27 protein-coding genes are annotated in these 22,850 nt (G+C 32.5%); 13 read left to right on the forward strand and 14 right to left on the reverse strand.

Going from position 1 to position 22,850, the window contains the following annotated elements:
• Window positions 1–472 precede the first annotated feature (472 nt).
• From ACW9XA_RS04875 to mce, 6 genes are all read left to right on the forward strand, one after another.
• Window positions 473–1,267 (forward strand): hypothetical protein, encoded by a 795-nt coding sequence (locus tag ACW9XA_RS04875; protein ID WP_457763261.1) that lies wholly within the window; start codon window positions 473–475, stop codon window positions 1,265–1,267.
• Between the two features lie 425 nt (window positions 1,268–1,692).
• Window positions 1,693–2,613 (forward strand): methylmalonyl Co-A mutase-associated GTPase MeaB, encoded by a 921-nt coding sequence (gene meaB / locus ACW9XA_RS04880; protein ID WP_457763407.1) that lies wholly within the window; start codon window positions 1,693–1,695, stop codon window positions 2,611–2,613.
• A 4-nt stretch (window positions 2,614–2,617) separates the two neighbouring features.
• Window positions 2,618–4,219, forward strand: a complete 1,602-nt coding sequence (locus ACW9XA_RS04885) for an acyl-CoA mutase large subunit family protein (RefSeq protein WP_457763262.1) — start codon at window positions 2,618–2,620, stop codon at window positions 4,217–4,219.
• 485 nt (window positions 4,220–4,704) lie between these two features.
• A complete protein-coding gene (locus ACW9XA_RS04890) occupies window positions 4,705–4,830 on the forward strand; it encodes a hypothetical protein (protein ID WP_457763263.1) in 126 nt (41 codons plus the stop codon).
• A gap of 188 nt (window positions 4,831–5,018) precedes the next feature.
• Window positions 5,019–5,174, forward strand: a complete 156-nt coding sequence (locus ACW9XA_RS04895; RefSeq protein ID WP_300327096.1) for a hypothetical protein — start codon at window positions 5,019–5,021, stop codon at window positions 5,172–5,174.
• Between the two features lie 370 nt (window positions 5,175–5,544).
• A complete protein-coding gene (mce, locus tag ACW9XA_RS04900; protein ID WP_457763264.1) occupies window positions 5,545–5,943 on the forward strand; it encodes a methylmalonyl-CoA epimerase in 399 nt (132 codons plus the stop codon).
• On the opposite strand, the gene ACW9XA_RS04905 is transcribed toward mce, so the two are convergent.
• From ACW9XA_RS04905 to ACW9XA_RS04930, 6 genes are read right to left on the reverse strand one after another with little or no spacing between them, the layout of a single operon-like run.
• Window positions 5,944–6,501 carry a CBS domain-containing protein gene (locus tag ACW9XA_RS04905; protein WP_457763265.1) on the reverse strand — a complete coding sequence of 186 codons (558 nt, stop codon included), beginning with the start codon at window positions 6,499–6,501 and terminating at the stop codon, window positions 5,944–5,946.
• A 34-nt stretch (window positions 6,502–6,535) separates the two neighbouring features.
• Entirely contained in the window at window positions 6,536–9,208 is a 2,673-nt protein-coding gene (gene ppdK / locus ACW9XA_RS04910) for a pyruvate, phosphate dikinase (protein WP_457763266.1), read from the reverse strand.
• Between the two features lie 32 nt (window positions 9,209–9,240).
• Window positions 9,241–9,897, reverse strand: a complete 657-nt coding sequence (gene tpiA / locus ACW9XA_RS04915; protein WP_457763267.1) for a triose-phosphate isomerase — start codon at window positions 9,895–9,897, stop codon at window positions 9,241–9,243.
• A 38-nt stretch (window positions 9,898–9,935) separates the two neighbouring features.
• Window positions 9,936–10,220: a SemiSWEET family sugar transporter gene (locus ACW9XA_RS04920; RefSeq protein ID WP_457763268.1), complete on the reverse strand. Its 285-nt coding sequence runs from the start codon at window positions 10,218–10,220 to the stop codon at window positions 9,936–9,938.
• 8 nt (window positions 10,221–10,228) lie between these two features.
• The gene (locus ACW9XA_RS04925) at window positions 10,229–12,787 is read right to left on the reverse strand and encodes a DNA-directed DNA polymerase I (RefSeq protein WP_457763269.1); all 2,559 of its coding nucleotides are present in this window, start codon (window positions 12,785–12,787) and stop codon (window positions 10,229–10,231) included.
• A 4-nt stretch (window positions 12,788–12,791) separates the two neighbouring features.
• Complete coding sequence (locus tag ACW9XA_RS04930; protein WP_457763270.1) at window positions 12,792–13,316, reverse strand: deoxycytidylate deaminase; 525 nt, start codon at window positions 13,314–13,316, stop codon at window positions 12,792–12,794.
• A 421-nt stretch (window positions 13,317–13,737) separates the two neighbouring features.
• Between ACW9XA_RS04930 and ACW9XA_RS04935 the strand changes: the two genes are divergently transcribed.
• Window positions 13,738–15,246, forward strand: coding sequence for a DEAD/DEAH box helicase (locus tag ACW9XA_RS04935; RefSeq protein WP_457763271.1), 1,509 nt, complete (start codon window positions 13,738–13,740; stop codon window positions 15,244–15,246).
• Here ACW9XA_RS04935 and ACW9XA_RS04940 read toward each other — a convergent pair.
• Complete coding sequence (locus ACW9XA_RS04940; protein ID WP_457763272.1) at window positions 15,243–15,515, reverse strand: hypothetical protein; 273 nt, start codon at window positions 15,513–15,515, stop codon at window positions 15,243–15,245. The genes ACW9XA_RS04935 and ACW9XA_RS04940 overlap by 4 nt on opposite strands.
• A gap of 260 nt (window positions 15,516–15,775) precedes the next feature.
• A complete protein-coding gene (locus tag ACW9XA_RS04945; protein ID WP_457763273.1) occupies window positions 15,776–16,051 on the reverse strand; it encodes a peptidylprolyl isomerase in 276 nt (91 codons plus the stop codon).
• 167 nt (window positions 16,052–16,218) lie between these two features.
• Here ACW9XA_RS04945 and ACW9XA_RS04950 point away from each other — a divergent pair, with 167 nt between their 5' ends.
• Window positions 16,219–16,362 carry a hypothetical protein gene (locus ACW9XA_RS04950; RefSeq protein ID WP_014965249.1) on the forward strand — a complete coding sequence of 48 codons (144 nt, stop codon included), beginning with the start codon at window positions 16,219–16,221 and terminating at the stop codon, window positions 16,360–16,362.
• Window positions 16,363–16,382: 20 nt separating this feature from the next.
• On the opposite strand, the gene ACW9XA_RS04955 is transcribed toward ACW9XA_RS04950, so the two are convergent.
• The 4 genes from ACW9XA_RS04955 to ACW9XA_RS04970 all read right to left on the reverse strand — a co-directional run bounded on the left by ACW9XA_RS04955 (window position 16,383) and on the right by ACW9XA_RS04970 (window position 18,786).
• Window positions 16,383–16,994, reverse strand: coding sequence for a transcriptional regulator (locus ACW9XA_RS04955; RefSeq protein ID WP_457763274.1), 612 nt, complete (start codon window positions 16,992–16,994; stop codon window positions 16,383–16,385).
• A 129-nt stretch (window positions 16,995–17,123) separates the two neighbouring features.
• On the reverse strand, window positions 17,124–17,642 hold the full coding sequence (locus ACW9XA_RS04960; protein WP_457763275.1) for a response regulator: 519 nt from the start codon (window positions 17,640–17,642) through the stop codon (window positions 17,124–17,126).
• A gap of 470 nt (window positions 17,643–18,112) precedes the next feature.
• Window positions 18,113–18,511, reverse strand: coding sequence for a pyridoxamine 5'-phosphate oxidase family protein (locus ACW9XA_RS04965; protein ID WP_457763276.1), 399 nt, complete (start codon window positions 18,509–18,511; stop codon window positions 18,113–18,115).
• Window positions 18,508–18,786, reverse strand: a complete 279-nt coding sequence (locus tag ACW9XA_RS04970; protein ID WP_457763277.1) for a hypothetical protein — start codon at window positions 18,784–18,786, stop codon at window positions 18,508–18,510. The genes ACW9XA_RS04965 and ACW9XA_RS04970 overlap by 4 nt, the downstream gene beginning before the upstream one ends.
• Window positions 18,787–18,858: 72 nt before the next feature.
• Here ACW9XA_RS04970 and ACW9XA_RS04975 point away from each other — a divergent pair, with 72 nt between their 5' ends.
• Window positions 18,859–19,260, forward strand: a complete 402-nt coding sequence (locus ACW9XA_RS04975; RefSeq protein WP_457763278.1) for a DUF2203 family protein — start codon at window positions 18,859–18,861, stop codon at window positions 19,258–19,260.
• 118 nt (window positions 19,261–19,378) lie between these two features.
• On the opposite strand, the gene ACW9XA_RS04980 is transcribed toward ACW9XA_RS04975, so the two are convergent.
• Both ACW9XA_RS04980 and ACW9XA_RS04985 read right to left on the reverse strand, forming a co-directional pair.
• Window positions 19,379–19,582: a hypothetical protein gene (locus ACW9XA_RS04980; protein ID WP_457763279.1), complete on the reverse strand. Its 204-nt coding sequence runs from the start codon at window positions 19,580–19,582 to the stop codon at window positions 19,379–19,381.
• A 119-nt stretch (window positions 19,583–19,701) separates the two neighbouring features.
• Window positions 19,702–19,947, reverse strand: a complete 246-nt coding sequence (locus ACW9XA_RS04985) for a hypothetical protein (protein WP_457763280.1) — start codon at window positions 19,945–19,947, stop codon at window positions 19,702–19,704.
• An 82-nt stretch (window positions 19,948–20,029) separates the two neighbouring features.
• On the opposite strand from ACW9XA_RS04985, the gene ACW9XA_RS04990 reads away from it, so the two are divergent.
• The 4 genes from ACW9XA_RS04990 (at window position 20,030) to ACW9XA_RS05005 (ending at window position 22,749) form a co-directional block, all read left to right on the forward strand.
• Window positions 20,030–20,914, forward strand: a complete 885-nt coding sequence (locus ACW9XA_RS04990) for a UbiA family prenyltransferase (RefSeq protein WP_457763408.1) — start codon at window positions 20,030–20,032, stop codon at window positions 20,912–20,914.
• A gap of 38 nt (window positions 20,915–20,952) precedes the next feature.
• Window positions 20,953–22,053, forward strand: coding sequence for an aldo/keto reductase (locus tag ACW9XA_RS04995; protein WP_457763281.1), 1,101 nt, complete (start codon window positions 20,953–20,955; stop codon window positions 22,051–22,053).
• Between the two features lie 67 nt (window positions 22,054–22,120).
• Window positions 22,121–22,486: a DUF6659 family protein gene (locus ACW9XA_RS05000; protein ID WP_457763282.1), complete on the forward strand. Its 366-nt coding sequence runs from the start codon at window positions 22,121–22,123 to the stop codon at window positions 22,484–22,486.
• Between the two features lie 101 nt (window positions 22,487–22,587).
• A complete protein-coding gene (locus ACW9XA_RS05005; protein WP_457763283.1) occupies window positions 22,588–22,749 on the forward strand; it encodes a hypothetical protein in 162 nt (53 codons plus the stop codon).
• Window positions 22,750–22,850: the final 101 nt, after the last annotated feature.

Here is a 22,850-nt window from a genome sequence, read left to right on the forward strand (position 1 = left end):
TTAATAACTATCTCTACTAATTATTCCAAGTTAGCATTAGGAAATTGAAAACATCCAGTCAGCACTTTACAAACTAGACAAATTTTTCCCAATTTCAGTAGGTAAAGTATGGACAAAGAGAGGAAGAGGAATCAATCACCGTAAATCAACAAAGAAAGTTTGGCAAGTTTATGGGTATATGCAAGATTTTGATGGAGATTTACAATTAACATCATTTGCACTGATAATAGGTTCCATTTTGACAACAGCGCTTAGTCATTGATACAAAGCCTTCCAACATTCTAAATGATAATGTCTATACGGGTTTTTCTTACGAAACATATCATCGCCTACCTTGAACGGAACCCCGCACTTTCTACAAGGTTTTCCCGAATGACCGTTATGCGCATTAAGTTTACGTTTACTGAATGAAAATACTGTTTCAGATATTTTTCAATATGCTTAAGTTGAATCTTAGATAGAATAGAAAGTAATGCCATTCAAAGATCCTAAGAGAGAGAAAGAATACAGGAAAGAATATCGTGAGAAAAATAAAATTAAACTAAAGAATAATTCAAAAATATACTATCTGAAAAATAAACCTAAAATTCTTGAAGATGCAAAACAATATCGAATAAAAAATCATGATTCTATTATTGAATATCTAAATCAATGGCGTAAATCTCATCGAGAAGAAAACAATCAAGCATCAAAAGAAACATATCAAAAAAATAAAATGCTATGCCTTAATCATTACTCAAAAGGAAAAATTGAGTGTAAGGAATGTAAGGAAAATAAAATAGCCTTTATGACAATAGACCATATTAAACCAAGAAAAGAGTATGGACATAATAGAGAAACATCATCAAGTGCGTTATACAGAATACTGAAAAAAGATAATTTTCCGTCAGGTTATCGTGTATTGTGTTATAATTGTAATATGATTAAAGAAGTTAAAAAACGAAGAAAAGATAAAAAATCAACTAACAAGGCTACAATTCGAGAAAATAGGTATGGTCATAAGCTAAAATCTGATGTAATGGAAAAGTACAGTAATGGAAAACCTTGTTGCAGTTGTTGTGGATTTGATAACATAGATGGATTATCTATTGATCATAAATTAGGTAGGAAACATCATGGACATTCTAGAAGTTTTAGCAGTAAGATTTTCTATCAATTCCTTAAACGTGAGAATTTCCCTAAAGGCTATCAAGTTCTTTGTATTAATTGTAATTCTGCTAAAGGTAAAATTGGTAAATGCCCTCATAAACTAGATGAAACTATCTGAATTTATGAATTAGATTCATGGGCGTTTATCCCAAAAAACATAGTTTCTAACAGATGAAATATCATCATTAACTTCAAACACTTCAATAATGAAATGCAATTCTCGGAATTTTCTTTCATGGCATTATTGCTTTACTTTATTTTTCCATTGAATTATTATTGGATTCTTAGATGGACTAAAGAATGGAATGAAGATGCCATTTAGATTCTAAACTCAAAATAAGAGGGGATTCATTTTTTATTCAATAGTAAAGGTTTAAAGATCAAGTGTTCTAATTATTTTTGAGAGTTAGAGATACCAGTATCTAGATTACTGTACGTCTTGACTTTCACTCTTGATTATTATTTTAAACCCCATTGTGCCTATATTCCGTTAAGTAAATAATAGTACACAAGATTTTATTGCACCTGTGAATCATTTACTGTATCGTGGATTTACTCGCTGATCTCAAAAAAGGTAAACGTGGCGCAATTGCTAAAGCAATAACTATTGTTGAAAATGATCAAACTGAAGCAAAAAAACTATTACAGAAAATCTTCAAAGATAGTGGAACCTCTTCGATTATTGGTATTACTGGACCTGCAGGAGCTGGTAAAAGTTCATTGATTAACAAAACTGCCATGGCTTTAAAAAAATTAGGCACAAAACCTGCCGTCTTGGCAGTTGATCCTACAAGCCATGTCACAGGAGGTGCAATACTGGGAGATAGAGTTAGAATGAGTGAATCTACAGATTCTGGTACATATATCAGAAGTATTGCATCAAGAGGTGCAACTGGAGCTGTTTCTCGTTCTTTGCGAAATAGCATCCGTGTTTTAGAATATGCTGGATTCAATCCCATAATTATTGAAAGTGTAGGTGCTGGCCAAACAGAAGTAGAAATTTCAAACATTGCTGATATCACTGTTGTTGTTTTTAATCCAAATACTGGTGACAGCATTCAGACTATCAAAGCAGGTTTAACTGAAATTGGAGATATCTATCTTGTTAACAAAAGTGATCTTAGTGGAACCAACCAACTTTTTGACGCAGTACGTGATTTTATTGGAGATTCTGATAGAAACCCTATAATTCTGAAAACATCTGTCAAAAAAAATTCTGGAATTACTGTTTTTGCAAAAACTTTGAAAGATTTGATGAAATCTAAAAAGAAATTTAAAGATATTAAAAATAACGAGCGTCTTGAGGCCGAACTAAAAGATATTGTTTTAAATAACATAAAAGAGAAGATTGATGATATGCTGGTTTCTGATAAAACATTTTCAAAATATCTTAAAAAATTACAATCAAAAGACATTGATCCATTTCAAGCAGGAGATAAAATCACAAAATCTTTGTTAAAGTGATATCATGGCTGCAAAAAAATCATCCAAAACTAAAACTACTGAAAAGAAGATTTTCACAGATTCTTCTTTTCCAGTAAAACGTATTTATCAAAAATCCACCAAAAAGAGACCTGTAGAGGATTCAGGAAAATATCCTTTCACTAGGGGAATTCACCCCGAAATGTTCCGTGAACGATTCTGGACCATGAGACAATATTCTGGATTTGGTGATGCCAAGCTTACAAATGAGCGATTCAAATTCATGCTTGAAAAGGGTCAGACTGGATTAAGTATGGCATTTGATTTACCTACTCAAATTGGGTATGATTCTGATTCCCCTCAAGCTGAAGGCGAAGTTGGAAAAGTTGGTGTATCAATCACATCAATCAAAGATATGATGACTGCTTTTGATGGTATTCCATTAGGCAAAGTGAGTTCATCAATGACGATTAACTCTACTGCATCTACGTTACTTGCATATTATATTGCAGTAGGGGAATCACAAGGCTTCAAAAGCACCGAACTGCGTGGAACTACACAAAATGATATCCTCAAAGAATACATTGCAAGAAATACCTACATCTATCCTCCACAACCATCAATGCGATTAATCGGTGATATGATTGAGTTTTGTGCAGAAAAAGTTCCTTCATGGTATCCTGTTTCAATTTCTGGATATCATATGAGAGAAGCTGGATGTACTGCCACACAAGAAGTTGCATTTACTTTGGCAAATGCAATAGCATACATTCAAACTTGTATTGATAAAGGATTAAAAATTGATGACTTTGCACCTCGACTCTCATTCTTCTTTTGTTGTACTATAGAGTTCTTTGAAGAAGTTGCAAAGTTTAGAGTTGCAAGAAAAGTTTATGCAAAAATATTAAAAGAAATGTTTCATGCAAAAAACCCTCGTTCATTACAATTAAAATTCCATACTCAAACTAGTGGCGAATCTTTGACTGCTCAGCAACCTAACAATAACATTGTCAGGGTTGCCATTCAAACTATGGCAGCTGTCGCTGGTGGCACACAATCATTACATACTAATTCTAGAGATGAAGCACTTGCTCTTCCTACTCAGGAATCTGCAAAAATTGCTCTTAGAACTCAACAAATTGTTGCACATGAAAGTGGAATTACAAAGACTGCTGATCCTCTCGCTGGTTCTTACTATCTTGAGGAACTATGTGATCAGATTGAGGATGGCGTATGGAAATATCTGAAAAAAATCCAAAAAATGGGCGGGTCTGTAAAAGCAATTGAGAAAGGTTTCTTCCAGTCTGAAATTAGGGCAAATGCCTACCGACTTAAAAAAGAAACTGATGATGGTGAACGAATTATTGTGGGTGTTAACAAATATGCTGAAGAAGAAGAACAACCAGAATTATTGAGAATTGATGGTAGAATAGAAGTACAACAGAAGAAAGCACTCAAAAAATTACGTGCTGAAAGAGACTCAAAGAAATTAGAAAAGGCATTATCTGCAATGAAGAGTGCAGCTGACACTGAAGAAAACCTCATGCCATACATCGTTACTGCTGCTAAAGCCTTTGCAACAACTGGTGAAATCAGCAATACTTTCAGAGAAGTATTTGGAGAGTATCGTCCAAAAGAGGTCTTTTAATTAGACCTTTCATGAATATGTTTTCTATAGATTATTGATCTCTTTTACTGTGTGGAGTCTATTTTGAAATTTTTTCGTGTATGCCCCATTTGAGATGATATTCTTTTTCCGTGATCTGGATTCTGGATTTGCACTTTAGATATCTACGGATTCTGTTGTGTTTGGAATACCTCCAAACATGTGGTTCACTAATTTTATGACAATTCATACTGTTGTATGTTACACTAGTATTTAGGAAAATCAGTCATGAAATAATATCAATACGCCAGTTTATACCATCGAGAATCTAATGGAAGTATGTTTAAAAAAATAATTGAAAAACTGAAATTTGGTTCTTGTAAAACCAAAACAACAGACGATGTAAATGCATTCAAAGAGTCTGAAAAGAAAAAAGAGGATTTAACAAAATAAAATGAAATACTCTTGTAGAAATTGTAAATTCAAATGGGATGGATATTCAGATACTTTTTACAAAGTGCTTGACCATGAAAAAACTCACATCAGTGGAACTAAAAATGGTTATTTGCAATAAATGCTATAACGAACATCATGATCAATGCATGGGCAAAGCTGGCATGTTTGATTGTGGATGTAAATCTTGTACAGATTAGTGCTCACCAAACAAGTAGTTCTTATGAGTCTCTTTGATTTAATCTATATGGAAAACTATGTAATTTGTTCAAATTGTGGTTTGCAGTATCTTGTTTCAGAACATGAATTATGTAATCATTGTGGATTTTCCATTAAAGAAAAATAGCATTTCTTTATTGTTATATCTTAGTATCCCTTCACATTACATATGGTTCACAAAATAAAATATTTTGATGCTAATGAATTAAAACCGGGAGTTTTTCTTCAGGATGTAGTAAATGATTTTTTAGCAGAAAAAAATGAAAAAATTATAGCAGTTCATCCCGTCATGGATAAAACTTTGCTGGTTCATTACACAGAATAATTAATTTGGTTTTGGGTGTCTCTCAGCTTGGTTTTACCTACAACATTGAACGAGCAAGTAGTGTTTTAATTCATGATTATGATATTCTGAATAATTGATCTAATTCAGAATAAAGTCAACTAATTTCTGTTTTATTATATAGTGTAAATATACTGCAACATGAGTAAAACCTCAAACAAAGCTAAGAAAGAAACAAAGAAATCCGAAAAAACTAAAACAAAATAATCTTTTTTACTGATTTCTTTCTCATTTTTTCTCATTATTCTTTATTGAATTCAGTAAAGTCATGGATTTTTGAAAATTAGTTTAATCCTTTAAAATTCCATATAAAATAAATCCATTAATACTGCATGTTAAAGAAGTATTTTAGATGAAAATTGATCATATTGCTATTGCAGTAAATGACGTTGAAGAATCTGCCAAGATTTACCAACAAGCTTTGGGTGTAGATGACATTGAATTTGAAACAGTTGAATCTGAAGGTGTCAAAGTTGCAATTTTACATCTAGAGAATGCTAGAGTGGAGTTAATGCAACCTACAAACGATGAAAGCCCAATCAAAAAATTCTTGGATAAAAAAGGACAGGGATTACATCATATGGCATTAGATACTGATAATATTGAAGGTGAAGTTGAAAGAATGGAGGGTTGCGGAATTCAATTCTTAGGAAAAATTAGACCGGGTTCTGCAGGAACTAAAGTCACTTTCATTCATCCAAAATCACTTCATGGTGTTTTGGCAGAACTTTGTTCCCATCCTAAAGAATAGTCATTCCATCATTTTCAAAGTGTCTGATGCTGTAATTATTCCGATGATTTTTGATTTTTTTGAAACTAGGATGCATTTTGAATATCTGATTAACGGGACTAGTACGTTTGCAGGTGTATCAAAATCCACTATGGGTGGCACCGAATCCATCGTGTCTGCCAATTTTGCTTTTTTCAATTCTGCTTCCCCCAAATCTGCAAGATGCTTTACAATCCCATCTTCTGATACCACTCCTACTACATCAGAATTATCAAAAACAGGAATCTGACTAATTGACAATTGATGCATTTTCTTGATTGCGTCATGTAATGTGTTTGTGGGTTTTAGTTTAACAATGTCTTTACTACAGAAATCTCCTGCTGTATGGGATGATGATTCTCCTTCTAATTGCGTGAGACTCTCAAAAATCTTCTTTGCTGTTTCATAACTTGGCTGACTTCTTCCTGATTCTATTTGGTTAATCATGGATGTACTCACTCCTGTCATTGCGGCAAGTTTCTTCTGGGTGATGCCTATTTTCTGTCTAATCTGTTTGATTGAATCAATTCTAGGTAGCAATTGACTATGAGATTATTATGATTAATTTAAAAATTTATTTTCTCTTTTTCTTTGATTTGGTTTTTGGTTCCTCAATAGCTGCTTGTGCTGCTGCAACTATTGCAATAGGAATTCTATGGGGTGATGCACTGACATAACTTAGGCCTGCATTATGGCAGAATTTGATTGAACTAGGATCTCCTCCATGTTCTCCACATATTCCTACCTCCATATTTGGTCTGAGACTTCTTCCTGCTGCCACACCCATTTTTATCAGGCTACCTACACCGTTTACATCAATTGACTGGAATGGGTTTCTCTCTAGAAGTTCTTTTTCCATATATTCAGGAAGGAATTTTCCTTCAACATCTTCTCTGCTGAAACTAAATGTTCCTTGTGTGAGGTCATTTGTACCAAAACTGAAAAATTCTGCAGTAGTTGCAAGTTCATTTGCCGTTAGTGCTGCTCTTACAACTTCGATCATAGTTCCAAAGTTTATCTTTAGTTTCATTTTGTGTTCTGATTCTATCTCTTTCTTTATGGAATCATAAATTTTCTTGATGTGGTTTAGCTCTGCAATGCTGCTAATTTGTGGAATCATGATTTGAGGATGTGCCTTTACTTTTTTCTTTGTCAATTCTACTAGTGCTTCAAAGACTGCACGAATTTGCATTTCATAGATTTCAGGATATGTAATTCCTACTCTAACTCCTCTATGTCCCATCATAGGATTAATCTCTGCAAGCTCCCTTGCTCTTTTTAGAACTATTTTTGCTTGATTGATTTCATTTGTATCACCTTTTGATTCTAACTTTTGAATTTTTTCAACTAGTTCTTCTGGGTTTGGCAAGAATTCATGTAATGGTGGATCTAGTAGTCTGATTGTCACTTCATAACCTTCCATGGCTTTGAGAATTTCCATAAAGTCACTTTTTTGTAGTTGGCCTAATTTTTTCAATATCTTGCTTCTTTCTTCAATGTTTTCAGCCATTATCATTTCTACAAACAAGTTGATTCTATCACTACCGTTGAACATTCTTTCTGTTCTGCACAATCCAATTCCTTGGCCTCCAAACTGTCTTGCAAGTTTTGCTCCTTCTGGGGTATCTGCATTTGCTCTAATTCCTATTTTTTTTGCCTTTTGGGCCCAGTCTAAAATTTGTTCAAAGTCTTTTGTGACTTTTGGTTCTACTGTTGGAACTTCTCCGACAAATACAGTGCCTGCACTTCCATCAATAGAAATTGTATCTCCTTCATTGATCGTTATTCCGTTTGCAGTACATGTGTTAGTTTCATAATTAATTTTCAATTCTGGGCATCCTACAATACATGGTTTGCCCATTCCTCTTGAAACAATTGCTGCATGAGATGATTTACCTCCTAAACTAGTCAAAATTCCTTCTGATGAAAAGAATGCAGGCACATCTTCTGGTTTTGTTTCTTTTCTTACTAGGATGATCTTTTTGCCTGTATCTCCTAGCTCTATTGCTTTTTTCACATCGAATATCACTATGCCACTTGCAGCTCCTGGGGATGCTGCAATTCCTTTTGCCAACTGTTTAAAATTTTTAATTTTTGATTCATCCATTGTTCTATGCAATAATGCCTCTAATTGTTGTGCAGGAATTCTTGTAAGTGCTTTATTTTTATCAATTAATTTTTCTTTTACCATATCTACTGAAGTTTTTACTAATGCTGCTGCACTCATTTTTGCAGTTCTGGTTTGTAATAAGTAAAATTTCCCCTGCTCAATAGTGAATTCTATATCTTGAGGTTCTCTGAAATGTTTTTCTAATTTGGCACATGCGCTGCTTAATTCTTTATATGATTTTGGCATGTCTTTTTTCAACATCTCGATGCTCTTTCCTGTTCTTACTCCTGCAACAACATCTTCTCCTTGCGCATTGATGAGGTATTCTCCTTCTATCTCTTTTTTACCATTATGTCCATTTCTTGTAAATACTACTCCTGTTGCACTGTCATCTCCCATATTTCCAAAAACCATTGTAACTACATTCACTGCAGTCCCATTAGCGATATCTTTTGTAATGTTATTTTTTTCACGATAAACAATTGCTCTCTCACCCATCCAACTTTTGAAAACAGCTTCTATGGATAACACTAGTTGTTCATCAGGCGTATCTGGAAATTTCCTTTTGGTGTGTTCTTCACAAATTTTTTTGTATTCGTATACTATTGATTTTAGTGATTCTACGTTTAATTTACTATCGTCTGTAACCCCTTGTTTGGATTTTGCAGCATCTAATACATGATCAAATTTCTCATCATTTACACCAAATACTACTTTTCCAAATAATTGGATAAATCTTCGATATGAATCCCATGAAAATCGTGGGTTTTTAGTTTGTTCGGCAAAACCTTCTACCGTTTTTTCATTTAACCCTAAATTCAAAATTGTGTCCATCATTCCTGGCATTGAGATTGCTGCGCCAGAACGAACTGATACTAATAATGGGTTTTTAGTCGAATTCCATTTTTTGCCTGTCTTTTTTTCCATTTTAGCAATATTTTTCATTACTGCTGGCATGACATCTTTTGGCAATTTTCTGTCATTTTCATAATATTTGTTACAAACTTCGGTTGTAATTGTAAATCCTGGTGGCACAGGTAGTTTCAGCCGAGTCATTTCGCTTAATCCTGCTCCTTTTCCACCTAGAAGCATTCTTTTTTTACTATCTGCTTCTTCAAACGCATACACTGGTTTCATTTTTACGATTAACCAATCTTAGAAAGGGGGTATTAAACCATTGACTTGGCAAAATCTGTCATTATCTTGTCCCAATTCTTTGCTTTTATGATCCCGCTTGCTACTAGAATTCCTTTTGATCCTAACTCTATTGCTTTTGAGACGTCTTCGCCTGATACAATCCCTGCACCGCAAAGTAATTTTGTATTATTTTTTGCATTCTTTACTGCTTCTGCTGCCTTGGTAATCAATTCTGGTTTTTCTTTAGACACTGCTTTACCAGATCCAATTAACTCTGGAGGTTCTATTGCAATATAATCTGGATTTAATCTTGCATATTTTTTGACTTCTGCAACATCTTTTACACACAAAATTGATATCATTTTTAATTCTTTTAATTTTACAATTAATTTTTCGATTTCTTTACTTGAAATTCTATGTTCGCTGTGATTGATCAATGATCCTTTGACTTTGGATTTTTTTAATAATTCTGGAATCATAAATCCTGTGGTGCTTCCAACTTTTGAGTCATCAACATGTTGAGCAAAAATTGGAATTGAACTATTTGACACTGTGCCAATTAGATGCTGTGGTGGTGATATTGCTATTTTTATTTTATATTTTTTAGAAATCTTTTCTGCTGTTTTTACAAATTTTACTATTTTGTCTCCTGCAATCTCTTCATAGTTTTTACAATTAATTACAAACATCTTTTTTTGAAATTTTCTGTATTGTATTTATTCCTTGATTATGGTGTTTTGGCTTGAATGTCGTATCTTCTTTTCATCCCTAAAACAATTATCATCAGAATCAATCCTGACGTATTTGTTCCAATTATGAATATGTCCTCAACAATGATGCCATAAATTAGCCACAATATTGAACCGACTGCGATGAAAATCATTAAAAATTTGGAAACATCCTTGAGTCTTTTAGTCTTGTATCCTTTGTAGATTTGTTCAACCCATCCCATTAAAATTAAAATTCCTGCTGCTATTCCTAACAGTGTTAGAAGTGTTCCATCAACTTCCATTTTTCACATTAACTCCAAAAGAATTCATCTAATCCTGTTTGCTTTGGTTTTCCTAACATTGTATCAAAATCCAAATCCATCGAGGATGTTATTTGCTCTAATGTTGACTCCATAAATTCCATGTATTTTTTAGAATCAATCTCTTCTTTTTTTGCCAGCTCTACTGGCTTCACACCTGGCTTGTTTAGTATTTTGATAAATGAAATTTTGTCTCCTTTTTTTATTTCTCTGATTGATTCTAATTGCTTAGCTGCTCTTATGTGTTGAGGAATTGTTTTTACATATTCTGACGGTGACTTGCTTAACATTACATTAAATGTCAAGTCTTTTAATGGGATCTCTTTTGCTTCCACTTTTTTACCACACGTTGCAATTTTTTCAGTGATTTCTTGTTTTGCTTTTACAAAGTCTTCTATCGTTTGAACTCTTGATAAAACATCAATTAATTCATAAAACAAATTTTTGATGAATGCAGGCGTGTGTGATTTTTTCCCTGTTAATCCTTTGACATCTACTTTGCCATCCTTTGTTACTCCTAGATAGTTTTTCTTTCTATTACTTAGTACACAATACCTGTATGTCTTATCTATCTCTAAATCTACACCGTGTTCTTTTTTTGCTTGCTCTATTACAATCTGAATTTGCTCTTTAGTTGGATTTTTGATAAATAACGAATCTGTGTCTCCGTATAGAACTTCAATACCTGTATCTTCACATTTTTTGATTGTTTCTAAAATTGTATATCTTCCAATTGCAGTCGTAGCTTCTGCTACTGGTAGGAAATAAAGTGGAAATATTTCAGCTCCCATTACCCCATAGCTGGCATTTAGAATTACTTTGAGTGCTTGACTGACTACTGTATATTGCTGTCTTTGATCATCCGTTAATGTCTCTTTTTTTGATAAACTCTTGTAATAATTCACCCTCAAATCCCTCAACGAGCCGATAATCATCGATGTTAAACCGTTTTTCTTTGTACATGCCCAATGATTTGTTCCTGGAATTGTATTCTTCTTGCATTCTTCATGAGGGCATCTTACTGTTTCATAAGATAGATTTCTGACTTTGATGATGCTTGGATATAGACTTGCAAAATCCATCACAACCACATCAAAATGAATTCCTTCTTTTGGTTCTACAACTAGTCCTCCCCGATATTTTTTGTCTTTGATTACTGCATCAGACATTACTCCTTCTGATCTTCTTTGCAATTCTTCTCGCTTTGGAATTAAACAATTTCTTCGTCTATGTTCATAATACAATAAACTCCTAATCCACTGCGACACTCCCATTCTTGCAATATCATCAATTGGCATTCTCCCAATTCTTGCAATGATTACAAGTAGATCCATCATCAAATCTTTGTTGAAACTGGTTAACTCGTATGTTAGAAGAGCATCATTGTAACAATAATTTGCAGTCTGATAGAGGGATAACTCGTCAAATTCTAATCCATAATCTATTTTTTCTTTGCCTAACAATGCTTTTGATACGCTGTTTAGAGAAAAATCAGTGTATTTTTGACTAAATGCGTAAATTTGAAATGATCTGTTTGAAAGAACTTTGTACAAATCAAGATGAACTCCTTCTTTCAATGTTGCAGAATCTCTCATCATGTATAGTGGATTTTCTGAGTTTTTTACTCCTAATCTTTCTGCTCTATTGTAAAGATATGGCAAATCAAATTCATCTCCGTTGTATGTAAGCACAAATGGAAATGTCTTCATTATTTCAAATGCATCTTGAATCATTTCTTTTTCTTTATCTAATTCATAAAATGTGACTTTGATACTCTGCTCTAACTCGTTTGTCCCTTCTTCAGTTCCTTCTGTTTTGAGCACAAAAATCTGATCAAATCCGTCCGTTCCTTTCAATCCGATTGCGGTGACTTTTTTTTCTGCAAGTTTTGGATCAGGAATACGTCCTATCTCTGCTTCTACTTCAATGTCTACACTAAGTCTTTTTATTTTTGGTATTGGTTGGTTTAGCAAATCTGCCCATTCTGAAATATATTTTTTAAATTCTTCTGCATCAACCATACTTTCACTATCTACTTTATCCCACAACAAACTTTTCAATGCAAGTTTTACTTCATCGGAAATTTCTAGATCATGTGGTTTTAGCTCTCCATTTGTAACTTCATAGTATTTACCAACAATTAATTTTCTATCATACAGATAATTTTCATAATATTTGATATCTGATTCCCACGTTTCAATCACATTTCTTATGCTTTTGTCTCCTGCAGTCCCACCAATTGCTAAAGGATCTGCAACAGTAATTTTTGACATGTCTATTTCTTTATCTTTCATTAAATCATATCTTTGAACTGATTTGATTTCTAAAATATCATCTCTCTCTTGGAGAAAATCTAATTCATCTGGAGATAACCTTGAATAACAATATGGTTTATGTTCTGTTTCATCTTTCCACAAGAATAATTTTTTAGATTCTGGATCATAGAATTTTAAAACAGCTGATTTTGAAATGTTGTCATATGTTGCTGACACTAACATTGATGCCGGCATTGATTCAATTTTCTTAGTATCTGGCAAACTTACTTGCATTTTCTCACTCTGAATTACTGTATTCGCTTACTAGTGCTTTTGCCCATTTTCTAATTTTATTTTTATCTAGACTGATCACTTCCACTCCTGCTTCTTTTAGCAAATCATAATCTGTTTCAGGATATGCGTCAAGACAAACAAATTTTCTAATTCCTATAGTGATTGCCATTTTTGTGCATTCCAAACATGGGACAAACGTCGTGTATAGAACCGCTCCTTCTATACCTGCTTCTATTCCTAGAATTGCACAATGCATGATTGCATTTGCTTCTGCATGGTTGCACAAACATCTGTCTAATGATGCCCCTGATTCTATTTTCCCTTCCATTCTCAACTGACATCTTTTACATCCTCCTTCAAAACAATTTTTGATTCCTGGTGGTGTTCCATTATATCCTGTTGCCAGTTGTCTGTGGTTTCTTACAATTACTGCCCCAACTTGCCTTGTCATACAATTTGAACGAAGTTTGGCAAGTTCTGCTTGTAACATAAAATATTCATCCCAGTTTGGTCTATCAAAAGAACTCATACAAATTCTGTTAACCTGCTCCATATATGGATCACGCTGGTGTAGATTTAATTGCGATCAAAAATATGTCTCAAATTTTTTGATGATTGGCTATTCTGTATTTTGATTGTTTTTTAAACATCAATTTTTGTTTTGATTTTTTTTATTCTTTTTATAATTCTCTTTCTTTATAGCTAATTCCAAATACCCTGTCTGTAACTCTTCTTTGAGTTTCCTCACCCTCTCTGTTTCCTCAGATGATGATTCGGGTTTAGACATAGATGATCAAAATACCTATTTTTGAGATTCAAAAATTACTTATGTCGAAATTTTGAATATTTCGTGCCTATTTTTCATGAATTCTTTATCTATTGTTGAGTGGTGGATAGTTTTTTGTTACACGAAAGCATAAAATCAATAAATCTTATTCTTTAATTGACAAATGACTGAATTTATTAAAAAAAAATATGTTAAACAAGATTCTATAGAAAAAAGGGATTATCAAATTGATCTTGCAAATCAAGCAATTTCAGAAAATTGTATAGTTGTTTTACCTACTGGTCTAGGAAAAACTGCAGTTGCATTACATGTCATTTCTGAATATTTGACAAAGGGGTCTGGTGGTATTCTGTTTTTAGCTCCAACTAGAGTTTTAGTAAATCAACATTATGAATTTTTAAAAAATAATCTGACCTTAGATGATATTTCTATTATTACTGGCGAAGACACAATCCAAAAAAGAACAAAGTTATGGAATAATAGCGTTGTTTGTGCTACTCCTGAAATTGCTAGAAATGATTTGAATCGTGAAATAGTTTCTCCAGATCAATTTAGTCTTGTAGTATTTGACGAAGTTCATAGAACCATTGGAGATTATGCTTATTCTGGAATTGCTAAATGGTTTGAAAATAGTCCTGCTCGAATTGTTGGAATGACAGCAACACTGCCTAGTGAAAAAGAAAAAGCTACTGAAATCTTGACAAAACTAAGAATTTCCAGAGTTGCAGAAAAAACAGAAGATAGTCTCGATGTAAAACCCTATACTCAAGAAACTAATACTGAGTGGATTAATGTAGAACTCCCACCTGAACTAAAAATAATTCAAACATTGTTAAAAACTGCATTAGATGAACGATATGATTTGTTAAGAAAAAATGGAATTCGTCTAGCTGAACAACAATCTCTTTCTGCATTATTACGAATTAGACAATTTGTATTAAATCAAAATAGGCGTTCTGCAAAGCCTCTTTTTACTGCCATCCGAATTCATTATGCATTAAGTATGCTTGAAGCTCATGGGATTACTCCTTTTTTAAAATTCTGTGAACGGACTAAAGCAAAAAAAGGTGTGGGCGTAAAGGATTTGTTTGAACTTGATCCTAATTTCACAAAAGCAATAGAATTGGCAAAAGAAGCACAGGCACATGGAATCGAACATTCAAAAATTCCTAAATTAAAGGAAATTATTGATTCTGTTCCTGGCAAAGCTTTGATTTTTACTAGTTATCGCGATTCTGTAGATTTAATTTTCAACAAATTGACTGAATTGGGGATCAGTGCTGGAATCTTGATTGGAAAGGCAGGCGATACAGGATTAAAACAAAAAAAACAAATCGAAACAGTGCAAAAATTCCGTGATGGATTGTTCCAAGTATTAGTTGCCACTCGTGTAGGCGAAGAAGGTTTGGATATTGCAGAAGTAAACCAGGTAATCTTTTATGACAATGTCCCTAGTTCTGTAAGATTTATTCAAAGGCGAGGAAGAACTGGCCGAAAAGATATTGGTAAACTAGTAGTTCTAATTGCAAAAAATACTATTGATGAAACTTACTATTGGATTGGGAAAAGAAAAATAACTGCTGCCAAATCCATGGGAGATAAAATGACTCAAGTTTTAGAAAAAAATCAACACGCTGAATCCAAAAAACAAGGTCTGGATGCATTTCTTTAATTTTTGTATTGTTTGCTAATTCTATTAATTATCAATTGTTTTCTTTGAATGATTTTATTTTTCATTCCTGATTCTAAATGATGAATGCTGCTATTTTTTACAGCAAGACTATTTTCTAATCTTATGTCAAATTGGCTTTGAAGAAATACTTGGATTTCCTCAAATCCTCCGGGTCCCTCAAAATTTCCAAACGATTCTCTTGCCAAGTTTTCTATAGATGTATCAAGATTATCTAAAATTTCATCTAACATTTTGGCTGTTAAAACCATGTTGATTTTAAATTACTTACTGAAAAAAATGTTGTGTATTTTGTTTTGGTTTTTTAGGTATTGAAATTGATAATGATAATGCTGTTGAAAGTCTTTTCCTTTACATGATAATTTGATGATAAATCTTGACAAATCTAAAGAAATGAAAGGTTTAATCCGAAAAGAGAAAAAGTTTCATAAAGAGATCATTAAAGACTGAGAAAATTAGTCAGAAAATCAATGATGATTTTGAGAAGATAAAACAATCAAAATTATCTAAATCATCCTAGTCTTTTGATGATGTGATACCCAAATTCTGTTTTTACTGGATCTGAAATTTCTCCAACTTGGAGTTTGAACGCTACATCTTCAAATGGTTTGACCATCATCCCTTTGGTAAAATATCCTAAATTTCCTTCTTTTTTCCCACTTCCTTTATCTGTTGAAAACTCTTTAGCTAATTTTCCAAATTTTTCGCCATTTTTGATTTTCTCTAAAATTGCCAATGATTCACTTTGTTTTTCAACTAGTATGTGTGAGCACTTTATTTTGTTCATATTTTTTCATGTATGTACTATTGTGATATATCTTTCCATGACTATCAAAGTATTGCATCTTTTTTGACAAACATCATTTCCATAAACGGGAATATTCTATGTTCTTTGACATGTTTGTAAATATAGAATCTCTAAATGTTGAAATACTCTTATGCTCTAAATTCTGTATGGCAGAAAGATTAACAATTATGCTTAATAGTGATATTGCAAAAAAATTAAGAGCATTACAGGCAAAAAAAATAAAGGAATCTTCTTCAACTGTTAGCTTTTCAAGAATCATCAACGAGGTCTTGGAAAAAGGTTTGAAATAATTTTGTTTTAGTCTAGAAATTTATTTATTGTATATTGTCTGAAGAACTGAGCTTTTCATTATGATCTCTGGCGTAAACTGAACGCTTACAATGATCTTGTTGTTAAAATCGATATTTACATTATCGAACAATGATTTGTATTTATCCACAGTTCGTCTATTCTCTGTAAATTCATGTCCTACTTTGATTAACAGACCTTTGTTTATCAAAAAATTGATTTTTCTATACCCTGAGGTCTTTGGAATTTCCAATTTTTCTAAAATCTCTGATATGGCACATGGTTCGCCTATTGAAGCATTGAGAATTTTTGACATTTCATCGTCACTGAATGCTTTGATGATGGATTGATTGATTTCTGAATTTAATATGGTGAATCTTTTTTCGATTTTGTCTTTTTTAGATTTAATTGTACAAATATTATCTAAGAATCTCTTCTCTAAACCTTTTGCACCTGAACCAAAAAATTCTGTTAAAACTGAATCTATCTTCTCAAAATCTTTTATGGACTCTGTTATTGATATTCCATATTTTTCAAACAACCTATTTTGAATGCTGTGAAATGTTGTGTCTCCAAGATTCTCTTGTATTGTTTTTTCAATTGCTGCTGCAAATAATTGATCAATGTCTGTCATGATGTTTATTACTTGATACTATTGCTAGTATCTTGTTCCTCCGTCAGTAAGCACTTGGGATAATTCCTGAATCTGTGTGATGTCATTTCTTTTTGCACTGGTTAATGCTTTTTCCATTTCATCTTTTTTCTATTCTATATTTTTACTACTCTTTTTTATTATTTCACATTCTTGTATAATTGGTAATTTTCTAAAATTCATGTATTGTTCATAATTTACTATGCATGTGTAGTAATCATACTTGTCTACAAATTTGTATTTTATTTCTAATGGATTTGTTGGTAATGTTCTTGTAGAAGAGATTTGCTTTATTGTTTGCTTTAACACGTTGATACCAAATGGTTTGATTATGATTGGTATTTCCAATAAATCTAAAATGTATTTGTCGTCCTCATTTGGGTTTCCTGTTATTACAATTATTCTTGCATTTGGGTTTTTAGCTTTGATGTTTTCTATTGCATATAGTCCATCAAATCCTGGCATTGATAAATCTGTGAATACTAAATCTGGTTTGTGTTTTTCATATAATTCTATTGCCTCTTTGCCATTATTTCCTTTTGCAAGTACGTCTATCTTGATAATTTCTAAAATATCACAAATTAGTTCTATGATGTTTTCATCATCTTCTATTACTATACAATTAGTCATGTTTGCATTCTCCAATTAATCAGGCTCTCTCTTCTCATATATTCATACTTTATATGATTATCCTATATTAAACGTCCCATTTTAGGAAATTTTCAAAATTATTCCACTTTATTTTGAATTAATGACAATTTGATGATTATATAAGAAAATATTCTATTTTTTGCTTAATTTGATTTCATTGTATGTAATGAAATGAACTGATTTCAGACTTGATGGAAGGACTGGTTTGGAATTAACAATATACAAAGAATATGATTTGATTTTACTTGATATGTGTATGCCCATGTATGGCGTATTGATTTTCTTTTAGATTTAAAATCAAGAAAATCCTCAGAATTATCTAAAGTTGTAATTGTCAGTGGCCTACTGATGAGTTCACAAAAATTATTAAATTTTGGTATTCATGCTATATTGAGAAAACCTCTTTCGATTCAATCTTTTCTTTCACAAATCGAACAGAAAATTGTTCTCTAATCTAAACCCCAACTAACTTTTGTTCTGGGGATGATTTTCAAAAAAGGAGATTCGTTTTCTTTCCAAGGATCTTTTCTTACCCATTGAAATTTTTTGTAAAAAATATTGTAAATTTTTTTGAATTCTTCTCCATTTTTGATGACTTTTGTTTTACCTTGAATGCATATTGCCTTGTGTCCTCCTGATTTGTAAATGTCAATCACAATTCCTACATTCTGATTAAACTTGATATTTGCATATGTCCTTGTGTTGTAATCTGTTGCAATGATTATGTCATTCTCTATTCTTGCAAATGAAACTGGTTTGACATGTGGAATGTCTCTATGTGATGTTGCTATTCTTGCTTCTTCTAGTGAATCTAGAAAATTTATTTCATTCTGATTAAATTCGATCAATTGAAAATTCGTTCTCTGATTTCTGGAATGTGTTTGTATACTATGTCTCTGACTTTGATTTGATCTTCTGCCGTTGGCATCTCTTTTTGCGCACTGAGTATAGCTCCACTCATTCCTAATGCCATTCCCATAACAATTCCGTAAACAAATTCTTTGGGATCTTCTACCTTCAGTGTTTCTTTATTTTGATTAATTTCTTCCATATATGCAGGAATTGTGGCAACAGCCCCGTTAATTGTCTGTAAAATTATTTCTTCTAATTGCTCTTCACTCATAATATTTCTAATGAGATATTTCTTAATAAATCTGCACCCAAGATTTTTAATCTCTATTTTTGAAGAATACATATGTTCGCTTTTTTTACCCCAAATGAAGCAAATGATGCATTACCTGATGTGATAAAAAAATTTGAATATGCTTTAGCAAAAAATAACGAAGTTAAGAAAATAGAGCAAGAATTGCAAATTAGCATGTCTACTACAAATTCCTTAGAATCTTATGTTAACATCAAACAGCGCCTAAACACTGCAATCACAAAATTCTATGAGTCTGTCGAAATATTGGAAAACACAGGCGTGGTGGTCAAAAGCATAGAACAGGGATTACTGGATTTTCCCTCTAAACGATTTAAAGACGAAGTTTGGCTATGCTGGAAATACGGTGAAACTGAAATCAAATTTTGGCATGAGAAAGATTCTGGTTTTATGGGAAGAAAACCCATAGAAGTCAGTGATGATTCATTGATTTAACAATTCAATTACATAATTAATTCTAAGTTCATTCTAAGATTCAGATATCTTATGGTATACTAAAATATGATTCGTCTTTGAATCTGTTTTTCTTTTGTATTGTAAATAGTGGGGATTGTTAATCTGTGAAATAACATTCTAGCCTGCACCAATCCAACCTAATAATGTGAACATGCTCTTTAGCCTTTTCTCCAATTAACCAAACTGCATCCCATCGTTTAGATTCATCACTGTCGTTTTTTATGATGTGTTCACATGTGGAAAACCTTTGACCTTCTGGAAGATCTCTAATCTTGTTTTCGTCATAGATTTCTATTGCCATTCCCATTTTTGGGAATAAGTTCCTTTTAACGATTTCTAAAAATGGTACACTCAAATTTATGAATATATTATGATGATATTTTCATTCTGTCTTTACAAAATTTTTAACATCTGATGTTTTTAATGGTCTTGGGAAGAGGACGAGGAATTCTGACTCTTTAGTTTTGTTACTCTTTTTTTATCTCTGCAAATTCCACAAAGATAATTTTTCATAAATTCTTTTAACTCTATTTTGAATTCCTCTGTTTTTGAAAATATTTCTCCTGCTTTTAATCCGCTTGGAACTTTTTTACCACAATTTGTACAGTAAATTTCTACCTTCAACTCTATTTTCTTGTCTTTATCTGAAATTTCACCTATGATCACACCCATTTTTCATCTTGTTTTCATATAAACAGATTTTGTTCCTAAACTCATGAATATTATACTGAAAATTACTAGTGTTGATGTGATATCTGTTTGGTTTCGTGTTATACGCGTAAGATTCCTATTGGCGTCTGTAATTGCCGTTTCAGTTGGATTGTCATTAAATTGGTGGCAAACCTCGTCATTGGATGTATTTGATGCGCTTTTGACTTTTGCTGGTGTAATGGCACTTCATGCAAGTGTTGATTTGTTAAATGATTTTTGGGATTTCAAACGAGGTATTGATACTAAAACAACAAGAACAAAAATGAGTGGTGGTACTGGTGTACTTCCTGAAGGATTACTCAAACCCTCTTCTGTTTATCGTGCAGGAATTGCGTTTTTAATTCTGGGTACTGTTATTGGGGGCTATTTTGTAATCACTGATGGAATTATTATAGCAATCATTTTGGGATTTGCAATACTGTCTATCTATTTTTACTCTACAAAAATTGTCGACTCTGGATTAGGTGAATTTTTTGTTGCTGTAAAAGGTGCCCTGATTGTTGTTGGAACTTTATTTATTCAGTCAGGCCAAATATCTTCTGAATCCGTCCTGGCAGGGATTGTTGTTGGTTCTTTGTCTTCTTTAGTGCTTTTTATCGCGTCTTTTCCTGATCATGATGCTGATAAATCAAAAGGCAGGAAAACTTTGGTAATTGCAGTTGGTAAACAAAAAGGAGCAAAATTATTTTGGATTTTTCCGCTAATCTCCTACTTGGCAATTATTTTTGGAGTTGTTACTCACATGCTTCCTATTTTGTCTTTGATGAGTTTTTTTACTATTCCATTAATGATAAAGTCTGGTTTCGGTCTACAGAAAAATTATGATTCCATTGACAATCTAATCCCCTACATGTCTACGACATTATTGTTTGGAAGAATTACTGGTCTTTTGTTTATTCTTGGATTTTTAATTCCTATTTGACACTTTAGACATAAATTTAGTAACGGATCTCAAAAAATATGATTTCAGGTTGTGCCAGCTCTGAAGGTACAGAAAAATTTCTTGAAAATTTAGGCGTGAACCCAGATAATTTTAGAACTTTTCAAGATCTTCATATCTCCAATATCGGTGTTGGTACATATCTAGGTGATCCAGATTCTAAAACTGATGAATTAGTTACATCTGCAGTAAAACAATCTATTTTATCTGGAGTTAATGTAATTGACACTGCAATTAATTATCGTTCTCAAAAAGCAGAACGTTCTGTTGGAAAGGCAATTGACGAATTAATTAAAGACGGTAAAATCACACGTGATCAAATTTTCCTGAGTTCGAAAAATGGCTATCTTACTAACGATGCTGATGTCAAATTAGGTTTTTGGGAGTATGTTAAACAGGAATATACTGACAAAGGAATTCTCAAGGAAGGCGATGTGACCTCTGGCTATCATTGTATGACTGTTCCATATCTTTCAGATCAGCTAGATAGAAGTTTAGATAATCTTGGAGTGGGGACAATTGATTTAATGTATTTACACAATGCAGTTGAAGGACAAATAAAAGATGTATCAAAAGAACAATTCATGAAAAATCTTGAGTCTGTCTTTGAAATGTATGAACAAAAAAGAAAAGAAGGGAAAATCAAATTTTATGGGATGGCAACTTGGGAATGTTTTCGAGTTACAAAAGAAAATCCTCAATATCTTTCACTAGAGGAAACTGTTAATCTTGCAAAAAAAGTTGGTGGGGAGAATCATGGCTTTAGATTTATTCAATTGCCTTACAACATGAATTTTGATCAAGCATTACTTTCAAAAAATCAAACCCTTGGAGATAAACAAGTTTCAATTTTAGAGTCTGCAGTGATGTTGGGAATTGGTGTCTTCACTAGTGTTCCTTTCATGCAAGGTCGATTACTGCAGCCTGGTGTAATGCCTGAATTCGATGATTTGAAACCCTCATTACGTGCATTGCAGTTTATTCGCTCAACTCCTGGAGTTTTAGCACCTCTTGTAGGTCAGAAATCTTCTGAACATGTATCTGAAAATCTGGAAATTCTAAAAATTGCCCCTATGTCTGAAGTTGATTTTCTTGCATTAGTAAAACGATTAACTACATAATTATTAGCCATAAAAAATTGTATAAAGATAATAAATAAGTGATATTTAGATTCAAACAGAGTTAGATTTGTCTTCTAAAATTTACGATTATACCAAAATTTGCAATTCTGTGTTGAACATAGATCCTAAAATTCGATTTGCTGGCCTTATTAATGAACGTGGTCGTTTAGTTGCAGGTGGAATGAAAGAAAATGTCGAACCCTTGGAAAGTGAAAAGGATGATGAAATGATTTTCATGGAACTTGCATTACGTGTTAAAATGAGAAAGGAATTTGATAAACAGCTTGGACCTGTAAATTTTGCAATGGCTTCTCGTGAACGTGCACTTGCGATAAGTGTAATAATTAATGATGATATTTTATATGTCGTATCAGAACCTGATACTGATTATGGCGCATTGCCTAAAAAAATTCTAAAAATAGTTCAATCATAGACAGATTTTATTTCCCGTTTTAGAACATTTTGATCTTCTTAATTGATAATGATGTCTAAGTTGATTACATGTAATTTGACAAGAAACTCGAGTATGATTATTTGGCAATATCTGAATTAGCTCAAGAAATTGACACAATCGTTGAGAATTCCTTTAATCCAGGAATGGATCCTATAATTCCTTCTGATGTTGAACATATTTTGAACACCCCATCTGATGTCATACATAAAAGAAAATCTCCTCTTCTAGAATTTACCGTATAATGCTATCAGAATTGACATTTTATGATACAATAATTCATTTACAAGCGTCTACGCATTCAATTCTCTTTAGATGAATCTATAAATAGAATTTGAAAGTGGAA

Source organism: Candidatus Nitrosopumilus sp. bin_6a, from assembly GCF_054095695.1.